This is a genomic window from Bradyrhizobium sp. I71 (genome assembly GCF_022354745.1).
GTDB lineage: Bacteria > Pseudomonadota > Alphaproteobacteria > Rhizobiales > Xanthobacteraceae > Bradyrhizobium > Bradyrhizobium liaoningense.
On sequence record NZ_CP059398.1, the window covers coordinates 1,910,060 to 1,930,374 of the forward strand.

The 20,315-nt window shown below is 65.8% G+C and carries 17 protein-coding genes and 1 other RNA gene; 7 read left to right on the forward strand and 11 right to left on the reverse strand.

Annotation, left to right across the window (positions count from 1 at the left end; all coding sequences use genetic code 11):
• Positions 1 to 92 precede the first annotated feature (92 nt).
• Positions 93 to 1,325: an RNA polymerase sigma factor gene (locus FJV43_RS09510; protein ID WP_239626450.1), complete on the reverse strand. Its 1,233-nt coding sequence runs from the start codon at positions 1,323 to 1,325 to the stop codon at positions 93 to 95.
• A 136-nt stretch (positions 1,326 to 1,461) separates the two neighbouring features.
• Positions 1,462 to 1,815 carry a YciI family protein gene (locus FJV43_RS09515; RefSeq protein ID WP_027572587.1) on the reverse strand — a complete coding sequence of 118 codons (354 nt, stop codon included), beginning with the start codon at positions 1,813 to 1,815 and terminating at the stop codon, positions 1,462 to 1,464.
• A 151-nt stretch (positions 1,816 to 1,966) separates the two neighbouring features.
• On the opposite strand from FJV43_RS09515, the gene rnpB reads away from it, so the two are divergent.
• An RNA gene (gene rnpB / locus FJV43_RS09520) (RNase P RNA component class A) lies at positions 1,967 to 2,384 on the forward strand.
• 185 nt (positions 2,385 to 2,569) lie between these two features.
• On the opposite strand, the gene FJV43_RS09525 is transcribed toward rnpB, so the two are convergent.
• Both FJV43_RS09525 and FJV43_RS09530 read right to left on the reverse strand, forming a co-directional pair.
• Positions 2,570 to 3,283 carry an alpha/beta hydrolase gene (locus tag FJV43_RS09525; protein WP_239626452.1) on the reverse strand — a complete coding sequence of 238 codons (714 nt, stop codon included), beginning with the start codon at positions 3,281 to 3,283 and terminating at the stop codon, positions 2,570 to 2,572.
• Positions 3,284 to 3,349: 66 nt separating this feature from the next.
• Complete coding sequence (locus tag FJV43_RS09530; protein ID WP_239626454.1) at positions 3,350 to 3,778, reverse strand: DUF983 domain-containing protein; 429 nt, start codon at positions 3,776 to 3,778, stop codon at positions 3,350 to 3,352.
• A gap of 79 nt (positions 3,779 to 3,857) precedes the next feature.
• Between FJV43_RS09530 and FJV43_RS09535 the strand changes: the two genes are divergently transcribed.
• Complete coding sequence (locus FJV43_RS09535) at positions 3,858 to 5,228, forward strand: PLP-dependent aminotransferase family protein (protein ID WP_239626456.1); 1,371 nt, start codon at positions 3,858 to 3,860, stop codon at positions 5,226 to 5,228.
• Between the two features lies 1 nt (position 5,229).
• On the opposite strand, the gene FJV43_RS09540 is transcribed toward FJV43_RS09535, so the two are convergent.
• A complete protein-coding gene (locus tag FJV43_RS09540; RefSeq protein ID WP_239626458.1) occupies positions 5,230 to 5,493 on the reverse strand; it encodes a hypothetical protein in 264 nt (87 codons plus the stop codon).
• A 227-nt stretch (positions 5,494 to 5,720) separates the two neighbouring features.
• On the opposite strand from FJV43_RS09540, the gene FJV43_RS09545 reads away from it, so the two are divergent.
• The gene (locus tag FJV43_RS09545; RefSeq protein WP_239626460.1) at positions 5,721 to 6,464 is read left to right on the forward strand and encodes a sulfite exporter TauE/SafE family protein; all 744 of its coding nucleotides are present in this window, start codon (positions 5,721 to 5,723) and stop codon (positions 6,462 to 6,464) included.
• Between the two features lie 258 nt (positions 6,465 to 6,722).
• Here FJV43_RS09545 and FJV43_RS09550 read toward each other — a convergent pair whose 3' ends face one another.
• The 4 genes from FJV43_RS09550 to FJV43_RS09565 all read right to left on the reverse strand — a co-directional run bounded on the left by FJV43_RS09550 (position 6,723) and on the right by FJV43_RS09565 (position 13,489).
• Positions 6,723 to 8,129, reverse strand: a complete 1,407-nt coding sequence (locus FJV43_RS09550; RefSeq protein ID WP_239626462.1) for an MATE family efflux transporter — start codon at positions 8,127 to 8,129, stop codon at positions 6,723 to 6,725.
• 54 nt (positions 8,130 to 8,183) lie between these two features.
• A complete protein-coding gene (locus FJV43_RS09555) occupies positions 8,184 to 9,980 on the reverse strand; it encodes an ABC transporter ATP-binding protein (protein ID WP_239626464.1) in 1,797 nt (598 codons plus the stop codon).
• Between the two features lie 418 nt (positions 9,981 to 10,398).
• A complete protein-coding gene (locus FJV43_RS09560; RefSeq protein WP_239626466.1) occupies positions 10,399 to 11,985 on the reverse strand; it encodes a DHA2 family efflux MFS transporter permease subunit in 1,587 nt (528 codons plus the stop codon).
• Positions 11,986 to 12,181: 196 nt separating this feature from the next.
• Entirely contained in the window at positions 12,182 to 13,489 is a 1,308-nt protein-coding gene (locus tag FJV43_RS09565) for an HlyD family secretion protein (RefSeq protein ID WP_239626468.1), read from the reverse strand.
• 195 nt (positions 13,490 to 13,684) lie between these two features.
• On the opposite strand from FJV43_RS09565, the gene FJV43_RS09570 reads away from it, so the two are divergent.
• Together FJV43_RS09570 and FJV43_RS09575 are read left to right on the forward strand one after the other, a co-directional pair.
• Positions 13,685 to 14,320, forward strand: a complete 636-nt coding sequence (locus FJV43_RS09570; protein WP_239626470.1) for a TetR/AcrR family transcriptional regulator — start codon at positions 13,685 to 13,687, stop codon at positions 14,318 to 14,320.
• A 43-nt stretch (positions 14,321 to 14,363) separates the two neighbouring features.
• Positions 14,364 to 14,708, forward strand: a complete 345-nt coding sequence (locus FJV43_RS09575; RefSeq protein WP_239629372.1) for a DUF6665 family protein — start codon at positions 14,364 to 14,366, stop codon at positions 14,706 to 14,708.
• 82 nt (positions 14,709 to 14,790) lie between these two features.
• Here FJV43_RS09575 and FJV43_RS09580 read toward each other — a convergent pair whose 3' ends face one another.
• Positions 14,791 to 15,996, reverse strand: a complete 1,206-nt coding sequence (locus FJV43_RS09580) for an extensin family protein (protein ID WP_239626471.1) — start codon at positions 15,994 to 15,996, stop codon at positions 14,791 to 14,793.
• A gap of 351 nt (positions 15,997 to 16,347) precedes the next feature.
• On the reverse strand, positions 16,348 to 17,250 hold the full coding sequence (locus FJV43_RS09585; RefSeq protein ID WP_239626473.1) for a hypothetical protein: 903 nt from the start codon (positions 17,248 to 17,250) through the stop codon (positions 16,348 to 16,350).
• A 614-nt stretch (positions 17,251 to 17,864) separates the two neighbouring features.
• On the opposite strand from FJV43_RS09585, the gene FJV43_RS09590 reads away from it, so the two are divergent.
• Positions 17,865 to 18,626 carry a DUF2147 domain-containing protein gene (locus FJV43_RS09590; protein ID WP_239626474.1) on the forward strand — a complete coding sequence of 254 codons (762 nt, stop codon included), beginning with the start codon at positions 17,865 to 17,867 and terminating at the stop codon, positions 18,624 to 18,626.
• A gap of 277 nt (positions 18,627 to 18,903) precedes the next feature.
• The gene (locus FJV43_RS09595) at positions 18,904 to 20,274 is read left to right on the forward strand and encodes a FecR domain-containing protein (protein ID WP_239629374.1); all 1,371 of its coding nucleotides are present in this window, start codon (positions 18,904 to 18,906) and stop codon (positions 20,272 to 20,274) included.
• Positions 20,275 to 20,315 lie beyond the last annotated feature (41 nt).

Sequence of the window (20,315 nt, forward strand, 5' to 3'; positions counted from 1 at the left end):
CGAGGAGCTCTTGCGACGAAGCAATCCAGAATGTCTCTGCGGAAAGACTCTGGATTGCTTCGCTACGCTCGCAATGACGGAATGTGTGGCGACTACTCCATCTCCCTCATCCTTCGCGCATAGAGCCTCCGCAACGGCTCGAGCTGCGTCGACTCCGTTGCGGCACGATAGGCCTCGCGCGCCTGCTCCGTCCTGCCGAGCCTCCGCAACAGATCCGCGCGCACTGCGGGCAACAGCTCATAGCCGCGAAGCCCGCCGCGCGCGGTGATCGCATCGACGAGATCGAGCGCTCGTGCCGGCCCATCGACCATCGACACCGCCGCGGCGTGGTTCAGCTCGATCACCGGCGACGGGTTGATGCGCAGCAAGACCTCGTAGAGTCCCGCAATCTGCGGCCAATCGGTTTCCTCAAAGCTCGCCGCACGCGCATGCAGCGCAGCGATCGCGGCCTGCACCACATAGGGCTGCGGCCGGCCGGGCACGCGCAGCGCATCGTCGACCAGACGCAGGCCCTCATCGATCTGCGCGCGGTCCCACAGCGAGCGGTCCTGCTCTTCGAGCAGCACGATGTCGCCGGCCGGCGTCTCGCGTCCGGCGCGGCGGGCGTCGTGCAGCAGCATCAGGGCCAGCAGGCCCTTGATGCCGGCACGATCGGGCATCAGCCGATCGAGCAAGCGGCCGAGCCGGATGGCCTCGGCCGCAAGATCGGGCCGCATCAGGTCCGCGCCCTCGGTCGCAACATAGCCTTCGGTGAAGACGAGATAGATCACGGCGAGCACGCCATCGAGCCGCGGCGCCAGCGCGTCGCGCTCGGGCACCTCATAGGGGATGCCGGCGAGGCGGATCTTCTGCTTGGCGCGGAGGAGGCGCTGTGCCATCGCCTCCTCACCGACGAGAAAGGCGCGCGCGACCTGCGCCGTGGTGAGCCCGCACACCGTGCGCAGCGTCAGCGCGACCTGGACCTCGGGCGCGAACGCGGGATGGCAGCAGGTGAAGATCAGCCGCAGCATGTCGTCGTCGAGCGTTGCCGGCAGCTCGTCGGGGCCCAGCGCGTTCAGTTCGAGCTCATGCACCAGCGCCTGCTGCTTGCCGCGGAAGACGGCCTGGCGACGGATGCGGTCGATCGCCTTGTGCTTGGCGACATTGACCAGCCAGGCGCGCGGATTGCCGGGGACCTCAGACCCCGCCCAGCGTTCCAGCGCGACGGCAAAAGCATCCTGAAGCGCGTCCTCGGCAAGATCGAAATCGCCGACGAGACGGATCAGCGTGGCAAGCGCCCGCCCCGCCTCGTCGCGGAAGATTTTGTCGATCTCGCTGCGGGTCATGTCAGGCGATCACTCCCCTCTCGTCATTCCGGGGCGCGGCAAAGCCGCGAGCCCGGAATCCATAACCACGATTCGGGGATATGGATTCCGGGCCTGCGCCTTACGGCGCATCCCGGAATGACGAAGGTGAGAGTTGTCACTTCTCATACACCCAGATCGGCCGCACCTCGATCGAGCCGATGCGTGCGCTGGGAATCCGCGCCGCGATCTCGATGGCCGCATTCAGATCCTTCGCCTCGACGAGATAGTAGCCGCCGAGCTGCTCGCGCGTTTCCGCGAACGGACCATCGGTCGTCAGCGTCTTGCCCTCGCGCACGCGCACGGTCGTCGCGGTCGTGGTCGGCTGCAGGCGGTCGCCGGCCTTGAAGTTGCCGCTCTGGATGATGGATTGCGTGAAGGCCTGGTATTCGGCCAGCATCTTCTGGCTCGTCGCCGCGTCGTTCTTCGCGTACTCGACCTCGTTCTGATAGATCATCAGCAGATATTGCATTGCTTCACTCCTGTTGCCCGGCTGTGTTGCCGACATCCAGTCGAACGGGACACGCACCAAACGACATCTTCAGGATAAATTATTCGCCGGCGAGGCGCGCGTCGCGATATCGGCTTGACGAAACCGTCACAAATGCCCCATGCGTAGGCCGTCAGTCGGCCGGACGGCCGCTCCGGCACGTGCCGAAAGGCCGCCGGGGAGGAAAGTCCGGGCTCCCTTGACATGCGGTGCCGGATAACGTCCGGCGGGGGTGACCCCAGGGAAAGTGCCACAGAGAACGAACCGCTTCCTCCTCGGAGGAAGTAAGGGTGAAAAGGTGCGGTAAGAGCGCACCGCGGTTCCGGCAACGGAGCCGGCATGGCAAACCCCACCGGGAGCAAAACCGAATAGGGACGGCTTAAGCGGGCTGTTCGCGCAAGCGATAACGCCGCGGGGCGATGTCAGGCCCGCCGTCCGGGTAGGTTGCTCGAGGCCATGTGCAAACACGGTCCCAGAGGAATGGTCGTCACGTATCGTTCGCGCAAGCGGACGGTGCCCTACAGAACCCGGCTTACAGGCCGGCTGATACTCTAAAGCGTTTTCGAGCGAAGTGGGTTTCCGGTTCGCGTGAAGAAAACGCATCTTGCGCAGTAAGCGACGAGGGGTTCGGTGCCAACGCACCGGACCCCTCACCATTTTGGCCGAGCGCGCAGTCCTTCAGCTGGTGTCATTCCGCGTTCGCGACTTCGTCGCGCCCCGGAATGACGAGCGGGAGTCAGGCGACGATCTTCTCCAGCACGCCCATCAAGGCCTCCGGCGCCGTCACGTTCGGCGCATGGCTGGCGTCGAGCTCGACATAGCGCCAGCCGTCCTCGCTCTTCGTCCGCTTGGCGAACTGCCCGAACACGTCGCCCGGCGGGATGCGCGTGCAATAGATGTAGCTGCGCGGCATCGCCGGCTCGCTGTGCTCGAGCCTCAGCCTGGTCTCGAAGCACTTGATCGGCATTGGGACGCGGCGTGCATTGAGCCAGTCGAGATCGGCTTGGGGCGTGTCGGGCGGCGGCGGATTCGGCGGGATGCGATAGCCGTCGCCCGAGCTTGCTGCCCTTCGCATCGGCTCGCGGCCGCCCTCGTTGAGATCGAACAGCGACTGGCCATCGCGCGGCACGAAGGCATCGAGATAGATCAGCTGCGTCACGCGCTCGCGCGCGCGATCGGCGACGCCGGTCGCGACCATGCCGCCATAGCTATGGCCAAGCAGCACGATGTCGCTGAGATCCTCGAAGGCGATGACGTTGAGGATGTCCTGGATGTGCGTCTCCAGATCGATCGTGGGGCTTGCGAGATGCGCGCGCTCGCCGAGCCCGGTGTAGGTCGGCGCCACCAGGCGATGGCCGGCTTGCGCCATCAGCGGATGCATCTTCTTCCAGGCCCATCCGCCGGACCAGGCGCCATGACAAAGCAGGAAGGTCTTCGCGCGTGCGGCCATCGGCGTTTCCATCGTTCTTGTTGGTACGACGGAGTGTAGCGGCCGGGCGCGCGATGTAAACGCCGCTCAGGCCGCGCGGGTATCCGCCTTCACCAGGGCCGGTGCAAGCTCGGCGGCCTCGCGCCGCAGCTTGCTCGCCTCGAAACCGTGCATGCCCAGCTGCCATTGCAGCCCGACGATGGCGCCCTTGGTCGGTTGCAGCAGCGCGAGCGAGGCGAACAGCGTCACCGGCAGCCACACCGCGAGTTGCAACCATTCCGGCGGCGCATAGGCGGTCTCGACCGCGAGGATCGCCGGCACCACGAGATGGCCGACCACGACCATCACGAGATAGGCCGGAAAGTCGTCTGCGCGCTGGTGAAACAGCTCCTCGCCGCAATGGTCGCAAGCATCAGCCACTTTCAGGAAACGGCCAAACATGTGCCCTTCCCCGCAATTCGGACACTTGCCGCTGAAACCGCGCCACATCGCCTTTGCCAGAGAGACCGTCGCCATGACCACACCTCTTCCTTTTCGACGATCCATACAATAGTATCTTGCATCCATACATTCAAAGGATATGGGGCTAAATTGCATGGATTGGACCCCTACAATCTCGGAGCTGAGCGGCCCGCGCTATCAACGCATCGTCGATGCGATGGAGGCCGACATTGCTGCGGGCAGGCTGGTGCGCGGCCAGCAATTGCCGACGCAGCGCGCGCTCGCAAAAGCCCTCGGCATCGACCTGACCACGGTGACGCGCGCCTATACCGAGGCGAGGCGCCGCGGCATCATGGAAGCCCGCGTCGGACAGGGCTCGTTCGTGTCGGAGACCAGCGCGCGCCGCGCGGTCGACCTGCCGCATCCCGTCGCGATCGATCTCTCGATGAACGTGCCGCCGCATCCGCTGGAGGCGCAGCTCGACGAGCGCATCATCGCCGGCATGGAAGCCATCCGCGCGCAATCGGGCCTGACGGCGTATCTCAACTATCAGCCGCCCGGCGGCAGCACACATGAGCGCGAGGTCGCGGCGCGCTGGATGCGCGCACGCGTTGCGCATGCGCAGGCCGACAAGCTCCTGATCTTCCCCGGCGCGCAAACCATCCTGTTCAACCTGCTCGCCCATCTCGCGCGGCCCGGCGACGTCGTTCTGACGGAAGCCCTCACCTTTCCCGGCATCAAGGCCGCCGCGGCCCGGCTCGGCGTCAAGCTCGTCGGCGTCGCCATGGATGACGGCGGCATCCTGCCCGATGCGCTGGCGAAGGCGTGCCGCGCGCACCGGCCACGGGCCGTCTATCTCATTCCGACGCTGCACAATCCGACCACCGCAACGCTGTCCGCCGAGCGGCGCAGTGCCGTCGCAAAGATCATTCGCGATGCCGACACGACCCTGATCGAGGACGACGCCTACGGCCTGCTCGAGCGCTCGGCATCGCCGATCGCGAGCCTCATTCCGGAGCGGACTTATCTCGCGACCACACTGTCAAAATGCATCGCGCCCGCGCTGCGCGTCGCCTACCTGGTGACGCCCGACAGCAGCGCGCAACGGGACATGCGAACATACTTGCAGGCGACCGTGCAGATGCCGCCGCCATTGATGGTCGCGCTGGTGACGCATTGGATCGAAAGCGGCATTGCCGATCGCATCATCGCCGCCATCCGCAGCGAGGCGGTCGGCCGCCAGCAGCTCGCGCAGCGCACGCTGAGGGGTTTTCAATTCCTGGCCAGGCCCGCCGCCCATCATCTGTGGTTGCGGCTTCCGGAAGGCCGGCCCGATATCGCGGCACATCTTCTGCGGAACGGACTTGCGGTCGTCGCCGGCGATGCCTTCACGGTCGACGGGGCACCGCCGCATGCGGCACGTGTCTCACTGGGGGCGGCGCGGAACAGATCGGAATTGGCGGAGGCGCTGCGCATCCTGGTCGGCGCGCTGCAGAAGCCTGCCGACACCAGGCAGATCGTCTAGATCATCGGCGATGACGGCGATGGCCGGAGCGCACGGGGGGTGCCGCAGGTGACGGATAGGCCTGCGATGCATACGCATCGCCCGGCGTTCCCCGCTGACCGAGAGCCGCACGCGCCGCAGGCGTGAGCTGGCCGCCGTTGAGTACATCGCGATCGGGATGAGCGGCCTGATAGGCCGCAGGCTCGGAAAACTGTGCCTGGGCCATTGTAGGCGTCAACGCGACCGCCAGCAGCGCGGCTGCAACGGCAATCTTGGTGCGGGTCATGGTCATTCTCCATCATCGCATTCAGGACTGACCGATCCGGGCGCATGATCGCGTCGGGCGGCCCCGGGATTGAAGTACGGCCATCATGTAGGCGTGTCTTCCGGGAAAGCCCGACGCGGCAGATCACGCTTGCGTGCAGCATGGATTGACCGGAACGGCAGCAAGCATGTTATGCGAGCGATGGCGGTCAGCCATCCGGGATCGCCCCTCGCGACAAGGCTAATCTGTTGGAAACGCTCACCTACGTCCTGCTGCTGTTCGGCGCGCTGGCCGGCGGCTTCGTCTCGGGACTGGCCGGGTTCGGCACGGCGCTGATGGCGCTCGGCATCTGGCTCTACGTCCTGCCGCCCTCGCTCGCGGTACCGCTGGTGCTGATCTGCTCGGTGATCGCGCAGATCTCGACGCTACCCTCGATGTGGAAAAGCTTCGACCTCTCGCTGGTCTGGCCGTTCCTGATCGGAGGCCTGATCGGAGTCCCGCTGGGAACCATGATGGTCGCCACGGCCGATCCGAAGGTATTCAAGCTGAGCGTCGGTGTGCTGCTCCTGATCTTTTCGAGCGCGCTTTATCTCAACAAGAGGCCCCTCGCCTTCAAGTTCGGCGGCAGGATCGCCGACGGAGCGATCGGCTTTGCCGGCGGCATTCTCGGCGGCCTCGCCGGACTCTCGGGGCCGCTGCCGATCCTCTGGGCCAACATCCGCGGCTGGAACAAGCATGAGCGTCGCGGCATCTTCCAGCTCTTCAACTTCACGGTGCTCGCCACCGCGCTGGTGCTGCAGACGGCATCAGGCCTGGTCGAACTGAAAGTGGTCTGGCTCGCACTGGTCGCGTTTCCGGGCACGCTGATCGGCGCATGGGCCGGCGCCCGGGTCTATCACGCCCTGAGCGACAAGCATTTCGGCGATGTCGTGCTCGGCCTGTTGTTCCTGTCAGGCCTTGGCCTCGTCTGGAACAGTGTTGGCACGCACTAAAGCGCGATGCGATTAGGTTTGACTGCTACAACGAAGGTGCACTCCCTCTCCCGCTTGCGGGAGAGGGCTGGGGAGAGGGTGTTTCCGCGATGGGACAATCCCCTAGAGGAGAAAGCCCTCACCCGCGCCTTCGGCGCGACCTCTCCCGCAAGCGGGAGAGGTGGCACCGAGCCAATGGCAATCGATTCAACCTAAAGCCATTCCGCTTTAGCCCACGGCGCCGCAAATTGGCGGGAGACGTGGGGAGCAGGTCAACCGCTATGCGGGCACACGCGCAGGAGGCGCGACAGGCTCAGCTTCCACTCGCTCCGCAGCCTCGTCCTGCGGCAACGGCGCGAAGCGCTTCCTGAATTCGCGACGCAACAGCCACAGGCTCAACGCGGCCTGGAGCGTCGTCGCCGCGATCGACAGGTACCAGACGTGCTCCATCCGGAAGCCTGGCCGCGTCGACAGCCAGATTGCCGGCAGCGAATAGGTGAAGACGCGCGTCGCCGAGCTCAGCAGCACCGGCTTGGTGTTGCCGAGGCCCTGGAACATGCTCGAGCAGGTGAAGATGAGACCCTGCGCCACCATGTTGAGCGAGATGATCCGCAGGAACAGGTAGGCGATCTCCATAGTCTCCCGGTCGTTCGAGAATCCGGCGAGCAGCAGCTCCGGCCTCAGCTGCGCCAGCATCATGAAGCCGGCCATCACGGCGCTGGTGATCAGCGCCGACTTGACGAAGGTTTCCCGCACGCGCGCGCCGTTGCCGGCGCCGAAATTCTGGCCGGCGATCGGCCCAGCCGCCAGCGCCACCGCGAGTGCCGGCATCTGGATCAGGCCGAGCACCCGCTGCCCGATGCCGAATCCGGCCTGCGCCGCCGCGCCGAAATCGCGCAGCACGTAGTAGACCACCGCCATGAAGATGAACATCATCGCGAACTCGCCGCCGGCCGGCAGGCCGACATTGAGAATGCGCATGAGATGACGCGGCTGTGGACGCCACTGCGCCGGATTGAAGGCGACATAGCGCTCGACCTTGCGGAAATAGACAAGCAGCATCAGCCCGCCGATGGCGACCGCGATCGAACTCGCCAGCCCTGCGCCGGCAACGCCGAGCGCGTAGCCGGTGCCCCAGCCCGAGATCAGCACGGGCGCCAGCGCGATGTTGATGACGACCGCGATGACCCGCACCAACATGGCCGGGCGCACGATCCCGGTCGCGCGCAGGGCGGATGCCGTCACCTGCATGACGAATTCCAGCGCGAGCGCCGGCATGAACCACAACAGATAAGTGGTCCCCGCCTCGATCGTGGCCTCGTCCGCGGCGACCGAACGCATGTAGGCGCGCGACAGCACCGCTCCCGCGACCAGGGTCAACACGCCGAACAGCACCGACAGCGCAACCGCCTGGTTGAAGATCAGATTGGCATCGGGTCGATCCTTGCGCCCGACGGCGTGCGCGATCAGCGCCACCGTGCCGACGCCGAGCACCTGCATCAGCGCGTTGACGAGAAAGCCGGCATTGCCGGCCGCGGCGACGCCTGCCACGGCGGCATCGCCCAGGCCCGACACGAAGTACAGGTCGACCAGCTGGCAGACCATGATCGAGATCATGCCGGCCATGATCGGCGGCGTCATGGCCAGGATGTGTCTCACGATGGAGCCGTTCGCCAGGTCTTTCATGTCATTCACCTATGGCGGCGTGACGTCGGGACCTTCGCCCCGCCGCCGCGCGCCTCACTCCGCTGCGATCTGTCCGAGCTCCACCACCTGGCGCTCGAACAGGCCGCGATAGACGCCGTCTTGCTTGGCTGCGAGCATCGCATGCGTGCCTTGCTCGACGATCTCGCCGCGGTCGAACACCAGGATGCGATCGAGGCTCCTCACCGTCGACAGGCGATGCGCGATCACGATCGAGGTGCGGCCCTTCATCAGGCGCTCCATCGCCTGCTGGATCAGCGCTTCCGATTCCGAATCGAGGCTCGACGTCGCCTCGTCCAGGATCAGCACCGGCGCGTCCGCCAGGAAGGCGCGCGCCAGCGCCACGCGCTGCCGCTCGCCGCCCGACAGTTTCACGCCGCGCTCGCCGACCAGCGTGCCGTAGCCCTTCGGCAGGCGCAGGATGAAATCGTGCGCGTTGGCAAGCCGCGCCGCCTGCTCGATCGCCTGGAGGCTGGCGCCGGGCCGGCCATAGGCGATGTTCTCCGCAAGCGTGCGGTGGAACAGGATCGGCTCCTGCTGCACGATCGCGATCTGGCTGCGCAGCGACTGCTGCGTGGCGAGCGCGATGTCCTGCCCGTCGATCAGCACGCGGCCACCGGTGACGTCGTAGAGCCGCTGCACCAGCTTGACGAAGGTGGTCTTGCCGGAGCCGGAGCGGCCGACCAGGCCAACGCGTTCGCCGGCGCGGATCTTGACAGACAAGCCGTCGTACAGCGGCGCGCGATGGCCGCCATAATGGAACGTGACGTCGTCGAACACGATCTCGCCGCCCTCGATCGCGATCGGCCGTGCGTCGGAAGCATCCGCAATGCCGATCGGCTCGTCATGGATCGCCACCAGTTCGTCCATGTCGTTGACCGAGCGCTGGAGGTTGTTGATGTGCATGCCGACGTCGCGCAGGTAGGCGTGAATGACGTAGTAGCTCGTGAGCACATAGGTGACGTCGCCGGGCGAGGCGTGACCTGACATCCACAGCAGCACCGATCCGCCGATCACGGACGCGCGCAGGCACAGCAGCAGCGCAAGCTGCGACATGGCGGTGTAGTTGTAGCGAAACCAGGTCCGCCGTACGCGCACGCGCCAGCGGTTGATGACACGGGCGAGCCGCGTGTCCTCGCGCAGCTCCGCGCCGAACGATTTCACCACCGCGTTGCAGGTCAGCGCGTCCGCCAGCGTGCCCCCGACCTTGGTGTCCCAGGCATTGGAGATGCGCGCCGCCGGTGCGATGTAGCGGGTCGAGAACACCACCGTGATCGTGACGTAGAGGATCGCCCCGATCGCGATCACCAGGCCGAGCGAGGTCCAGTGCGCGCCGATCAGGATCATCGAGCCGACCAGCACCAGCAGCGACGGCGCCAGAGCCATCAGGATGGTGTCGTTGAGCAGGTCGAGCGCCCACATGCCGCGGGTGATCTTGCGCACCGTGGATCCGGCAAAGGAGTTCGCGTGCCAGTCGGTCGAGAAACGCTGCACGCGCGTGAACGCGTCCTGCGCGACGTCGGACATGATTTTCAGCGTGAACGGCACGATCGCCTGGAGACCGACGAGACGCAGGACCATCGAGGCCGCGCCGAGCGCCACGATGGCGCCGAACGCGACCAGCGCCGCGTGGCGCGCATCCGGATCGGACGGACCACGGGTCAGCGCATCGACCAGATGTCCCGAGAATACCGGCATGAACAGGTCGGCAACGGTCGCACCCAGCAGCCCGCCGGCCACGATGAGGCCGCGCCCCGGCTGCTTCAGCCAGTGCCGGAACACGAAGGGCAGCACCACGCGAATCGCGGCGGGCTTCTTTGACAGAGCGGTCATGACATCATCCGGCCGCACGCGCGGGCCGGCTCCATCGATGGACGCAAGCCGGCCGCGAAGGCCGGAACGGCGTCACTCAAAACTGACTTTGACTTGGGAAGCGGAGCGATCGCGCTGGGTCGAAACCTTGGCCCAATCGAAGCTGGCGGAAGAGGCCTCTAACAGGCCGCGTACATACCGAGCCAGGACATCATCGAGCGCGGGCGTACGATCTGCGAATGCGACGAAATCATGCAAATCCCTCCCGGTTCGAATGAATGAGGTGCGCTTTATAGATGTGTCGTTTGCGATTTGCAACGGGGCCCACGCGAAATCACGGACGAGTGTTGCAATTTGGTGCGCCTCGCCGCCGCACCAATCTCCGCCAAATGCTGGATCGCCCGGTCGCGCCCGGCGACGACAGCGAACGTGGAGCAGGCTAGTGCGCGTCGCCGCCGGCGCCGAACGGCGAGGCCGGCTTGCTCAGCAGCGCGACCAGCAGGCTGAGGCCGAGATAGAACAGCGTCAGCATGAGGAAGGTGTCGCCGAAGCTCATCACCACGGCCTGGCGATGCACGAGCTGGGAGAGCTGCTTCATCGCCATCAGCGTGGAATCGCCGAGCCCCTGGAATTTCTGCATGAACATGCTCAGGGTTTCGGTCGCGGTCGCGTTGCCCCAGGTCACGCGTTCCTGGAGGCGGGCGATGTGCAGGTCGGTGCGGTCGTTGAGCACGGTGTTGATCACGGCAAGACCCACCGCGCCGCCGAGATTGCGCATCAGGTTGAACAGGCCGCTCGCGTTCTTCACCCGGTCAGGTGGCAGCGTGCCGAGCGCGACGTTGTTGGTCGGCACCATCGCGAACATCATGCCGACGCCGCGCAGGATCTGCGGCACCAGCAGCTCGTAGAAATCGTATTCGCGGGTGATCCAGGTCATCTGGTAGGAGCCGATCGCGAACACGATGAGGCCGAACGCGATCATGTAGCGCATGTCGAGCGTGGCCATCAGCCGGCCGACCAGCGGCGCGACCAGGAACATGGTGATGCCGGAGACGAACATGGTCTCGCCGATCATCAGCGCGCTGTAGCCTCGCACCTGGGCGAGATAGAGCGGATAGATATAGGTCAGGCCGTAGAGGCCGATGCCGATGCAGAACTGCAGCGTGCAGCCGACGGCAAAATTGCGATCGGAGAAGGTGCGCAGATTGACGATCGGCTCGTCCACCGTGAACACGCGCCAGAAGAAGGCGATCGCCGAGATCGCGCAGATCCAGGCGCAGATCGCGACCGACGTATCCTGCATCCATTCATATTGCGGGCCTTCCTCCAGCACATATTCCAGCGTCCCGAGGAAGCTGGCCATGAACAGCAGGCCCCACCAGTCGAAGCGGTCGAGCAGTTCGAACTGCGGCTCGTCGAAATCGACCAGCGCCAGCACGCCGATGGTGATGCCGATGCCGGGCACGACGTTGATGAAGAACAGCCAGTTCCACGACATCAGGTCGGTGATGTAGCCGCCGACCGTCGGCCCGATGGTCGGCGCCAGCGTCGCGACGAGGCCGATGATGGGCCCGACGATGTGGAATTTCGTCCGCGGGAAGACGGTGTAGGCCGAGGCGAACACCGTCGGAATCATGCCGGCGCCGAGAAAGCCCTGAAGCGCGCGCCAGACGATCATCTCCTCGATGGTGGTGGCGAAGCCGCAGAGCAGGCTCGAGGCGGTGAAGCCGGCCGCCGAGATCGCGAACAGCAGCCGCGTGCCGAAGGCGCGCGACAGAAAACCGGACAGCGGGATCGCGATCACCTCGGCGATCAGATAGGCGGTCTGAACCCAGGAGACCTCGCTGGAGCTCGCCGACAGTCCGGCCTGGATCTCGCTGAGGGAAGCCGAGACGATCTGGATGTCCAGGATCGACATGAACATCCCGAACACCATGATGATGAACGCGAACAGCCGCTTCGGCGCAATGCGCTCCGAAGCGGGATCCGCCGTCATGGCAGGTGAAGCAGTGGTGGCGTCGGCCATGGTGTCAGCTCCGACTGGAGCAGGCTGCGAGTTGGGTACACCTCTCCCGCGCTCAAAGAGCGCGGCGGGTGAGGGCTCTATCCTCTTGGGGAATCTCCCTGGCCGAGACACCCTCTCCCCAACCCTCCCCCGCAGGCGGGGGAGGGAGCGCACCTGCGCTCGGGGTAAGAGTGCGTCGAGGCTCATGTCACCGCGCTTACTGCGGATGGACCGCGGGATCGTCGAGATCGACCTCGCTGTCGGCGTCGGCGGCGCCCTTGTTGGTGTCGACGGTCGCGTAGACCGACATGCCGGCACGGAGCAGGTTCTGCTTCGCCACCGATTTCGGCACGCGGATGCGGACCGGCACGCGCTGCACGATCTTGGTGAAATTGCCGGTGGCGTTGTCCGGCGGCAGCAGCGTGAACACCGAGCCCGCACCCGCCGCGATGCTGTCGACGACACCGGAGAACTTGCGCATGCCGTAGGCGTCGACCTTGATCGTCACCGGCTGGCCGGGGCGGATGCGCTTGAGCTGCGTTTCCTTGAAGTTGGCGTCGATATAGACGTCGTCGAGCGGCACGATGTTGCCGAGGCGCTGGCCGACCGCGACGAAGTCGCCGGTGTTGACAAGGCGGTTGGAGAACGTGCCATTGACCGGCGCGCGCACCGCGGTGAAGGCGAGGTCGCGCTCGGCCTTGGCGAGCGTGGTCTTGAGCTCGGCGAGCTGGGCCTGGGCCTCGGCCTGCTGCGCCCTGGCGACATCGACATTGCTGACGGCAACGTCGTAGGCGGCCTGCGCGGCCTTGACCGCGGCGGCGCCCTGATCGCGTCCGGCTTCCGAGCTCTCGAAGGTGGCGCGCGAGGCAAAGCCCTTGCTGCTCAGCGCCTGCTGGCGCTCATAATCGAGGTCGGCGCGCTTGAGGCCCGCCTCCGCGGAGACGAGCTGCGCCTTGGCCTGCGCGACCTGGCTGTCGAGCGCGGCGACCTGGCGGCCGATGCGATCGATGGTGGCCTGCTGGGTCGCGATCTTGGTCGCCGCGGCTTCGACCGCGATCTTGTAGTCGCCGTCGTCGATGCGGAAGACGATGTCGCCGGCACGCACCGGCGTGTTGTCGCCGGCGAGGATCGCGGCAATGTGGCCGGCAACGCGCGCGCCGAGCATCGTATTGTTGGCGCGGACATAGGCGTCGTCGGTGGAAACATAGAAGCGGCCGACCAGTGTGTAATAGCCGGCGTAGCTCGCTGCCGCGAGCGCGAGGACGAGGCCGACGCCCATCAGGACGAATTTGCGCTTGCCGGAGTTGCGCGCACCGGCGGCGGGTGCGCCTGGCGCGGGTGCGGCCGGCTTGTCTGTCACGGGCTTTGGCGCCTCCGGGGTCGGACGTTTCGCTTCCTCGGCCACATGAGCGCGCAACTGCTCGGCATGGGGTGCGGATGTCTCGGACGCAGCATCGTCCCCCGACTGCTCCGCCACCGCGTCCTGGCGAAGGACGCGAGCAGTCTGGTCTCTCGATACGGCCATAAAGGCCTCCCCCAAATAGGTGCGATCGAGGGCGGCCGCTGCGCAGCCGGTTCCCTCTCGCTGATCCCAAGTATCATTGACCGAACCGTTCGGTCAATATAGACAATCTTCACGGACAGACCATACGACCTCGAAGGCTTTATTCGGGTCTCATGGACCTGATCCGGTCCAAAAACTTTCCGAGACTCTAAACCAATGGTTGTAGTTGCCAAGGAACATCCGCAGGTTGTCCATGAAGAGGACAGCTCCAAGCGCCGCCAGATCCTCGACGGCGCCCGCAAAGTGTTCATGGACCTCGGTTTCGATGGCGCCAGCATGGGCGAGATCGCGCGCGCCGCTCAGGTCTCGAAGGGCACGCTCTACGTCTACTTCGCCGATAAATCCGCGCTGTTCGAAGCCATCCTCGAGCAGGAAGCGCTCCAGCACGGCCAGGTCGTGTTCAATTTCGATCCCACCCGTGATGCCAAGACCACGCTGAAGGAGTTTGGCCTCGCCTACCTTCACCTGGTCTGCCGGCCCGGTGGCGGATCGGCGATCCGCACCGTGATGGCGATCGCCGAACGCATGCCCGATGTCGGCCGCCGTTACTATGGGCGCGTGCTGGACAAGTCCATCAACCGCCTTTCCGGTTATCTCAAGGCCCGCGTCGCCGCGGGCGATCTCGATATCGACGATTGCGATCTTGCCGCCTCGCAGTTCATGGAGCTGTGCAAGGCCTCGCTGTTCCTGCCCTTCGTCTTCCAGGCCGCGCCCGCGCCTTCGGAACAGCGCATGACCGAGGTGGTCGACAGCGCAACGCGGATGTTCCTGGCGGCATACAAGACGAAGTAGCAGCGCGTTGCGCAGACGGGCCGGGCAGCACTATATTGCGGCCATGTCTCGTGATCTTCGCCCGCCGGTCGACATCCTCCACTATGAGATCGTCCAGGAACAGGCCTCGGCGCTTGGACGGATGGGCCGCGCACTCGAACAGAGCCTCGCGCGTTTGCGCGAATTCGACGCCGCCCACGCACCTTCGGAGGTTCCGGCCTCAATGCAGCCGGCCAGGCGCAAGCTGGTGATGGAAGCCGGCCACGCGCTTTGGATGTTCGTCGTCCAACGTGAGGCATCCGGCCTGCGCGACAGCCGCCACATCATGCGCACCTACAACGTTCCGGGTGAGGTGCAGCGATGCATGGGGCTGGCCCCGGTACCGTCAAGCCGGTCTCGTAGATCGTAGTCGGCAGGGAGCGAAGCGGAATGCGGGGACGATTGTCCCGGACTGCGCTTCGCTCCATTTCGGCCACGGGTGAAACGCGCCGCTATTCGTCGATGTACTCGTCTTCCTCGTGCTTGCGCGCCATGCTCCTGCGCGCACCGAGTGAACCGGTCACCGATGGCTCGCGCGCACTCGCATAGGGTCTGCGCGACTGCGCGCGCGCGGCGACCTCCTCGCCGGACGCGGCGGCAGGCTGGCAGATCAGGCGGCGGCTGGCGCGGCGCATCAGGTCGACGTGAATGTGATCGTAGTGAAAGACGTTCGAGCCCGGCGCGAGCACGGTGGTGAAATGCGCACACGCTCCCGATTGCACGTCGCGGAGGAAACCCTGTTCCTCCGGCATGCCGCGCCAGCCGTCCTTCACCGTGACGCGGCGGCCGTCGGCCAGCACGAAGGCGGAGATGTCGAGCGCGTTGCCGAAGGCGTGCTCGGAGATGTGAGCACGCGAATTGCCGTTCATGCCGCGGCAGGAATAGGCGGAAATCTGCCTGATCTCGGCGACGCGGACGCCGAACCAGCGCATCGCCGATGGCTGCACGGTGTCGGCGAGCCAGCGGTCGAGCTCGGATACGATCGGGCAGGCGAGCGTCGCCGTCGGCTTGATCGCGACGGGACCGAGAGTCGTAACGGGATTGCCCTGCGCAGGGCCAAGACGTGGCAGCGGCTGCTGCGCTGGCGCCTGCGAGTAAGGCGCTGGCCGTGCCGGATAGCTCGGTGCGTTCATGTAGCGCGCCGCACCCGCGGCGTCGGTACCGTCGGGCGGCAGGTCGATCTCGTCCTCCTGCGGCGCCACGCCGGGCGCGTTCAGCGATATCGGCCCGGTTGAGGTGCCATAACCGCCGGGCTGGCGCACCGCGCCCTGGGGATAGTTCGAGCCTTGCGGATAGGTCGATGCCGGATCGTTCTGGCTCTGCGGATAATTCGATCGCGGCTGCGTCACCGGCCAACGCGGCTGGCCGCCGATGCTGGCCGGCGGGCGCAGCGCCTCGTCGGCAAAGCCATAGCTGCTCGAGGGTTCGCCGATGGCGGCGACCTTGAGCGGAAACTCGGCACCGCACATGCCCGGGCCGGAGATCGGGTCGATGCGGACGAGATCCGGCCCCTCCTTCACCGCGCCCGATTTCAGGCATGCGGCTTCCGCCTCGGCCCGCCACGGTTCGCGTTCGGCCTGGAAGAAGCCGCGACCGCAACCCGCTAGCGAAACAAGGACGATGGAGCCGACGAGATACAAACGAACTCCGCGCGTCATGCACGCACGTTCGGTGAATTTACTTAAAGACTCTTCAACACGTTGATTTCAGCATTCCTTAACCATGGCGGCCGCGCGCGCTGCCGGCTGCCGACGATGAGCGACAGCGAGACTGCCTTTTTCGCGAGGTGACTCTCTGTTAACCATGATGGTCTTGGCAGAGCGCGCGACCATCGGGAGCGACTCATGACGTTCGCCGGCAGACTGAGCGTTATCACCGCCTACCTCGCCATGGCCTTCGTCGGTGCCATTGTACTCGGCATGATCTAACAGCGTTCACCGACCGCATCACAGCCTGCCATCAGGCCGCCGAGGCTCTAAAGCGGTGTGAATGCCAGCCTGAGCCGAGTGCTAGCCAACCGAGCTCTGCATCAGCGAGTGAAACATCAGGTATCGCGGCATGGCGCCGTGGACGAACAGCGATGCACCCGGGACCGCTGCGACGTTGGGGTCGGCAACGTCGAGGAAGCTCGACGACTTGCCGAGGTCCTGCCACCGCGGCAGCGGAATGTGGATCCCCTTGTTGAGGCGGAATTCCTGCACGACCTGGTTCAGCTTCACCGGGCGCTGGTCGTAGGTCAACACCTTCGGGGCGAAAGAGCGCAGTCCCTCACTCTTGTCCCTGCTCGTCGAGAAGCGGCCGTCATAGTCCCAAACCTCTTTCAGAGCGGACTTGAGGTCCTTGGCTTTGTTCAGGAACGTACTCATGTATTCCACGCCGGCGCTGTAGCTCGCCGTGATCACTTCCTTGAGGTCCATATCCTCGTTTTTCCGTCCCGGAAAACGCTGGTCGCGGATATGCCTCAGGATCAACTCGATCAAATCCTTCCACTTGTCGGGAAACACGCCGCACGTTCCCGTCGACGCGAGGCTGAAGATCGGCATGATGAGCACGATCTTCTTGTTCGACGCGGCGAGCTGGGCGCCCTGCTGCTCGCAGTAGCGGTAGATGTTGTGCCAGCCGCCGGTCTGGTCCGCGTACTGTCCGTCGTCGTATCCGGCCCGTGGTGTGGGCAGCGGATGGAAGAAGATGAGCGCGCGGGTGAACTCGGTCGTGCCGTCCGGCACCACGGCGCATACGCGCGCCGGCAACCCTCTCGCGTATGCAAACACGAAATTCCTGAACCCGTTGTGCCCGGCCGTCCCCGACCGCAACACCCTGTCGGCCACGACCGTATCCGGAGCGGCGACCTGGAGCCTGTCGTTCGCCGGAAACGCCTTGGCGCTCGGGTGATCCTTGAGTTCTCGAATCATGGGGACGCTCTGCGTCTCGAGCGGCCTCTTTGGCTCCCGCTCGACTTCACGCGGCGATCGGTGCTCCAGCTCCGGAACGTCTTTCACCATGCGTGACCCCTTGTTCGTCGTGGACGGAGGAGCGCGTCAGTGACGGCTGGCTGCGCAGGAAGGCAGAGCGATCAATTCAGAAGCCGGAGCGATCAACTTAATCGAAGGGCTGCAGGGAGTCCAGAAGTCGAGGCGGTTGCAAATGGGCGAGAAGCGGACAGCGTCGACACATCTGACGCGAATGATGGATGTCAGTTGCCCAATTGAGAAAGCCGCAACGATATTCATTCCCAAGTTCATTCCCAAGTTCATTCCCAAGAACGCGTGGCACGGATTCACTACTCCCGATAACGAGTTGTGCTCTGGGTAACGGCGCTTGCCGGTCTGGATGGCTTCTTCCGCAAGACCGAGCAAGCAGCGAGACGCTGTTACGACCGCGAGCCGCCCGACACTTTGCGCTGCGCGGGCCGGCGGCCGTGACTTCAGTCACAGAGGGAGCGAGGCTTGCGGCCTAGGGTCGAACCACGCTCGCTGGCTTAGCGACATAGACCATACCCGCTCAAGGCTGCATCTTTGGAGGTCTCATGAAGAAGCTCTATTTCGCCGCCACCGCGCTGTTGCTCGCTTCGACTGCCGCCGCATATGCCGGCAATTCGATCTCGTTCCAGATCGAAGGGCAGCGCATTCGCATCGAGACGCCGCGCAACTGCGCCTCGCTCGATTGCGTGACCATCGTCGCGCCGGGCCTGTCGGACAAGCCGATCAAGCTGAACGACATCAACCTCAAGGGTCTTGGCGGTTTCAAGGACGATGACGCCGACACCGCGCCGGCTCCCGCCCCCACGACGGCGCAGCCTGCGCCGGCTCCGGTCCAGGCGGCTGCGCCCATGGCGCCGGCCGTGACGCCGCCCGCCGCCCCGGCAGCGACCGTTGCCGCCGCTCCGTCCGTCGCCGTCGACGCCACGCAACCTGCGCCCGCTGCTCCGGTTGCCCCGCCCGCTCCCGTCGTTGCTGCTCCCGCGCCGGCCCCGGCTCCTGTTGCCGCCGCGCCCGTCGCGGCGCCGAACTCGCCGATCGGCCTGTGGGCGACCGAAGGCAACAAGGGCAATGTCCGCGTCGAGCAGTGCGGCGCCAATCTCTGCGGTTACGCCGAGAAGACCAATGCGCGCATCCTGATCAACATGAGGCCCGACGGCTCGACGTGGAGCGGCCGCATCCACGATCCCGACTCCGGCCGCAACTACGATTCCACGATCGCGATGAAGGGTCCGAACGCGATGCGCGTGCAGGGCTGCGCCTTCGGCGGCATGTTCTGCGGCGGCCAGACCTGGAAGCGCGTGAGCTGATATTACCACCGTGGGGCGATGCGAAGCATCGAACTATGGTGCGCAATTGCGCACCTGAGGATCTCGCTCCGCAGACCCACTCCAATTTCGAGATTTCGGGTTCGCGACGTCGTCGCGCCCCGGAATGACGAGCAAGAAGGCGACGCCACATTCTGGGCGAACGTGGCTTTCAAACGCCCCTCGCCCTGCGAAACATGTTCATCCGCCATTCAGCCAAACCCGGCTCATATCCGCAGCTCTCGCCTCGCGTTCTCACCGGGACTTTTTCGTGGATTTGATGGTGGCTCGGCGCCGCTTCGCGTTCGCGCTTGTGCTGCTGGCCTTGTCGCTGGCCGGCGGCAACGCGGCTTGTGCATTCGAGGCCTTCGAGCTCGCCCAGACGCAACCGCAAGCACAGCCGCTACCCGGCCCCTCCCCGACGCCGTCGGCCTCACCGACGCCGTCTGTAGACGCGCAGCCCGCCGCCGTCGAGCCGATCGGCAACGTCGCGACGGTGACGGGGATCGCCACCGTGATCCGCGACAAGAACTCCTATCCGCTGCGCGTGCGCGACGACATCTATCTCAACGACGTGGTGCAGACCTCGTCGAACTCCTCGCTCGGCATCACCTTCAACGACGCCACCACGTTCAATCTCTCGGCCAGCGCCAAAATCACGATCGACAATTACGTCTACGAGGACGGCGGCAGGCAGAATTCGGCGATCTTCGACGTCGGCAAGGGCACGGTTGCCTTCGTGGCGGCAGCGGTGGCGAAGACCGGCGACATGAAGATCACCACGCCGACGGCAACGCTCGGCATCCGCGGCACCACCGGCGTCGTCGAGGTGCCGGAAGGCGCGGCGGCGAGCAGGGCCAGCAACGTCAACATCAAGCTCTATCCCGACGCCGATGGCCGGGTCGGCCACATCGACGTCGACGACCGCAGCAGCGGCACGCGGCTCGGCGCGCTGACGCAGGCGTCCAGCGGCTTTGCGATCCGGCCGGGTGCGGGCGGCGGCGTCATGCGCTTTGCCGCGGTACCGATCACGATTCCCGCGCAGCAGATCGCGCGCGACCGCGGCTTCGTCAGCCAGGTGCATCTGGCACAAACCACGGGCCGCCAGATCGTCACCGAGCAGCGCGACTTCCGCCGCGCCAATCCGGGCGCGCTCAGCCGCATTCCGCGACCGGTCCAACCGCAGCAGCAGCAATTGCGGCCGAATACGCCGCCGGGACAACAGCGACCGAGCGGCCAGCCCGGCCAGAACATCCGTCCGGGTCAGCAGCAGCCGGGTACGCCTGACCGGCGAGGCGCGCAGCCGCCGCAGCGGCAGGGACAAGGCGGCGCCATGCAGCCGGGTGGCCGGCGCGCAGGCCAGGGACAGCAGCAGGGCCAGCAGCAAGGCGCAGGTCGCCCGACAGGCGCACCGCGCCGCGGAGAAGCAACGCAGCCGGGCGCCGCGCCGCAAACCCGGCCGCAGCGCGATGGACAGATGCAACCCCAGCCCGGCGGAATCGTGCCGCCGCAGCCGGGCCAGCCGGCCGCGACTCAACAGCCAGGCATGCAGCGCCCCGGTGGATTCCAGCAGCGCCCCCCCGCCATGCAGCGCCTCGCACCGCCACGAAGACCGGCGCCTTCTCCGAGGGAAAAGAAAGAGCGGCGGTGACGGCGCCGCCCCTCCGTCATTGCGAGCGCAGCAGAGCGGCG

Excerpts from the sequence above, each read along its gene's own strand:
- FJV43_RS09510 (WP_239626450.1), bottom strand. The coding sequence starts at position 1,325 with ATGACCCGCAGCGAGATCGACAAAATCTTCCGCGACGAGGCGGGGCGG.
- FJV43_RS09515 (WP_027572587.1), bottom strand. The coding sequence starts at position 1,815 with ATGCAATATCTGCTGATGATCTATCAGAACGAGGTCGAGTACGCGAAG.
- FJV43_RS09525 (WP_239626452.1), bottom strand. The coding sequence starts at position 3,283 with ATGGCCGCACGCGCGAAGACCTTCCTGCTTTGTCATGGCGCCTGGTCC.
- FJV43_RS09530 (WP_239626454.1), bottom strand. The coding sequence starts at position 3,778 with ATGGCGACGGTCTCTCTGGCAAAGGCGATGTGGCGCGGTTTCAGCGGC.
- FJV43_RS09535 (WP_239626456.1), top strand. The coding sequence starts at position 3,858 with ATGGATTGGACCCCTACAATCTCGGAGCTGAGCGGCCCGCGCTATCAA.
- FJV43_RS09540 (WP_239626458.1), bottom strand. The coding sequence starts at position 5,493 with ATGACCCGCACCAAGATTGCCGTTGCAGCCGCGCTGCTGGCGGTCGCG.
- FJV43_RS09550 (WP_239626462.1), bottom strand. The coding sequence starts at position 8,129 with ATGAAAGACCTGGCGAACGGCTCCATCGTGAGACACATCCTGGCCATG.
- FJV43_RS09555 (WP_239626464.1), bottom strand. The coding sequence starts at position 9,980 with ATGACCGCTCTGTCAAAGAAGCCCGCCGCGATTCGCGTGGTGCTGCCC.
- FJV43_RS09560 (WP_239626466.1), bottom strand. The coding sequence starts at position 11,985 with ATGGCCGACGCCACCACTGCTTCACCTGCCATGACGGCGGATCCCGCT.
- FJV43_RS09565 (WP_239626468.1), bottom strand. The coding sequence starts at position 13,489 with ATGGCCGTATCGAGAGACCAGACTGCTCGCGTCCTTCGCCAGGACGCG.
- FJV43_RS09570 (WP_239626470.1), top strand. The coding sequence starts at position 13,685 with ATGGTTGTAGTTGCCAAGGAACATCCGCAGGTTGTCCATGAAGAGGAC.
- FJV43_RS09575 (WP_239629372.1), top strand. The coding sequence starts at position 14,364 with ATGTCTCGTGATCTTCGCCCGCCGGTCGACATCCTCCACTATGAGATC.
- FJV43_RS09580 (WP_239626471.1), bottom strand. The coding sequence starts at position 15,996 with ATGACGCGCGGAGTTCGTTTGTATCTCGTCGGCTCCATCGTCCTTGTT.
- FJV43_RS09585 (WP_239626473.1), bottom strand. The coding sequence starts at position 17,250 with ATGATTCGAGAACTCAAGGATCACCCGAGCGCCAAGGCGTTTCCGGCG.
- FJV43_RS09590 (WP_239626474.1), top strand. The coding sequence starts at position 17,865 with ATGAAGAAGCTCTATTTCGCCGCCACCGCGCTGTTGCTCGCTTCGACT.
- FJV43_RS09595 (WP_239629374.1), top strand. The coding sequence starts at position 18,904 with ATGGTGGCTCGGCGCCGCTTCGCGTTCGCGCTTGTGCTGCTGGCCTTG.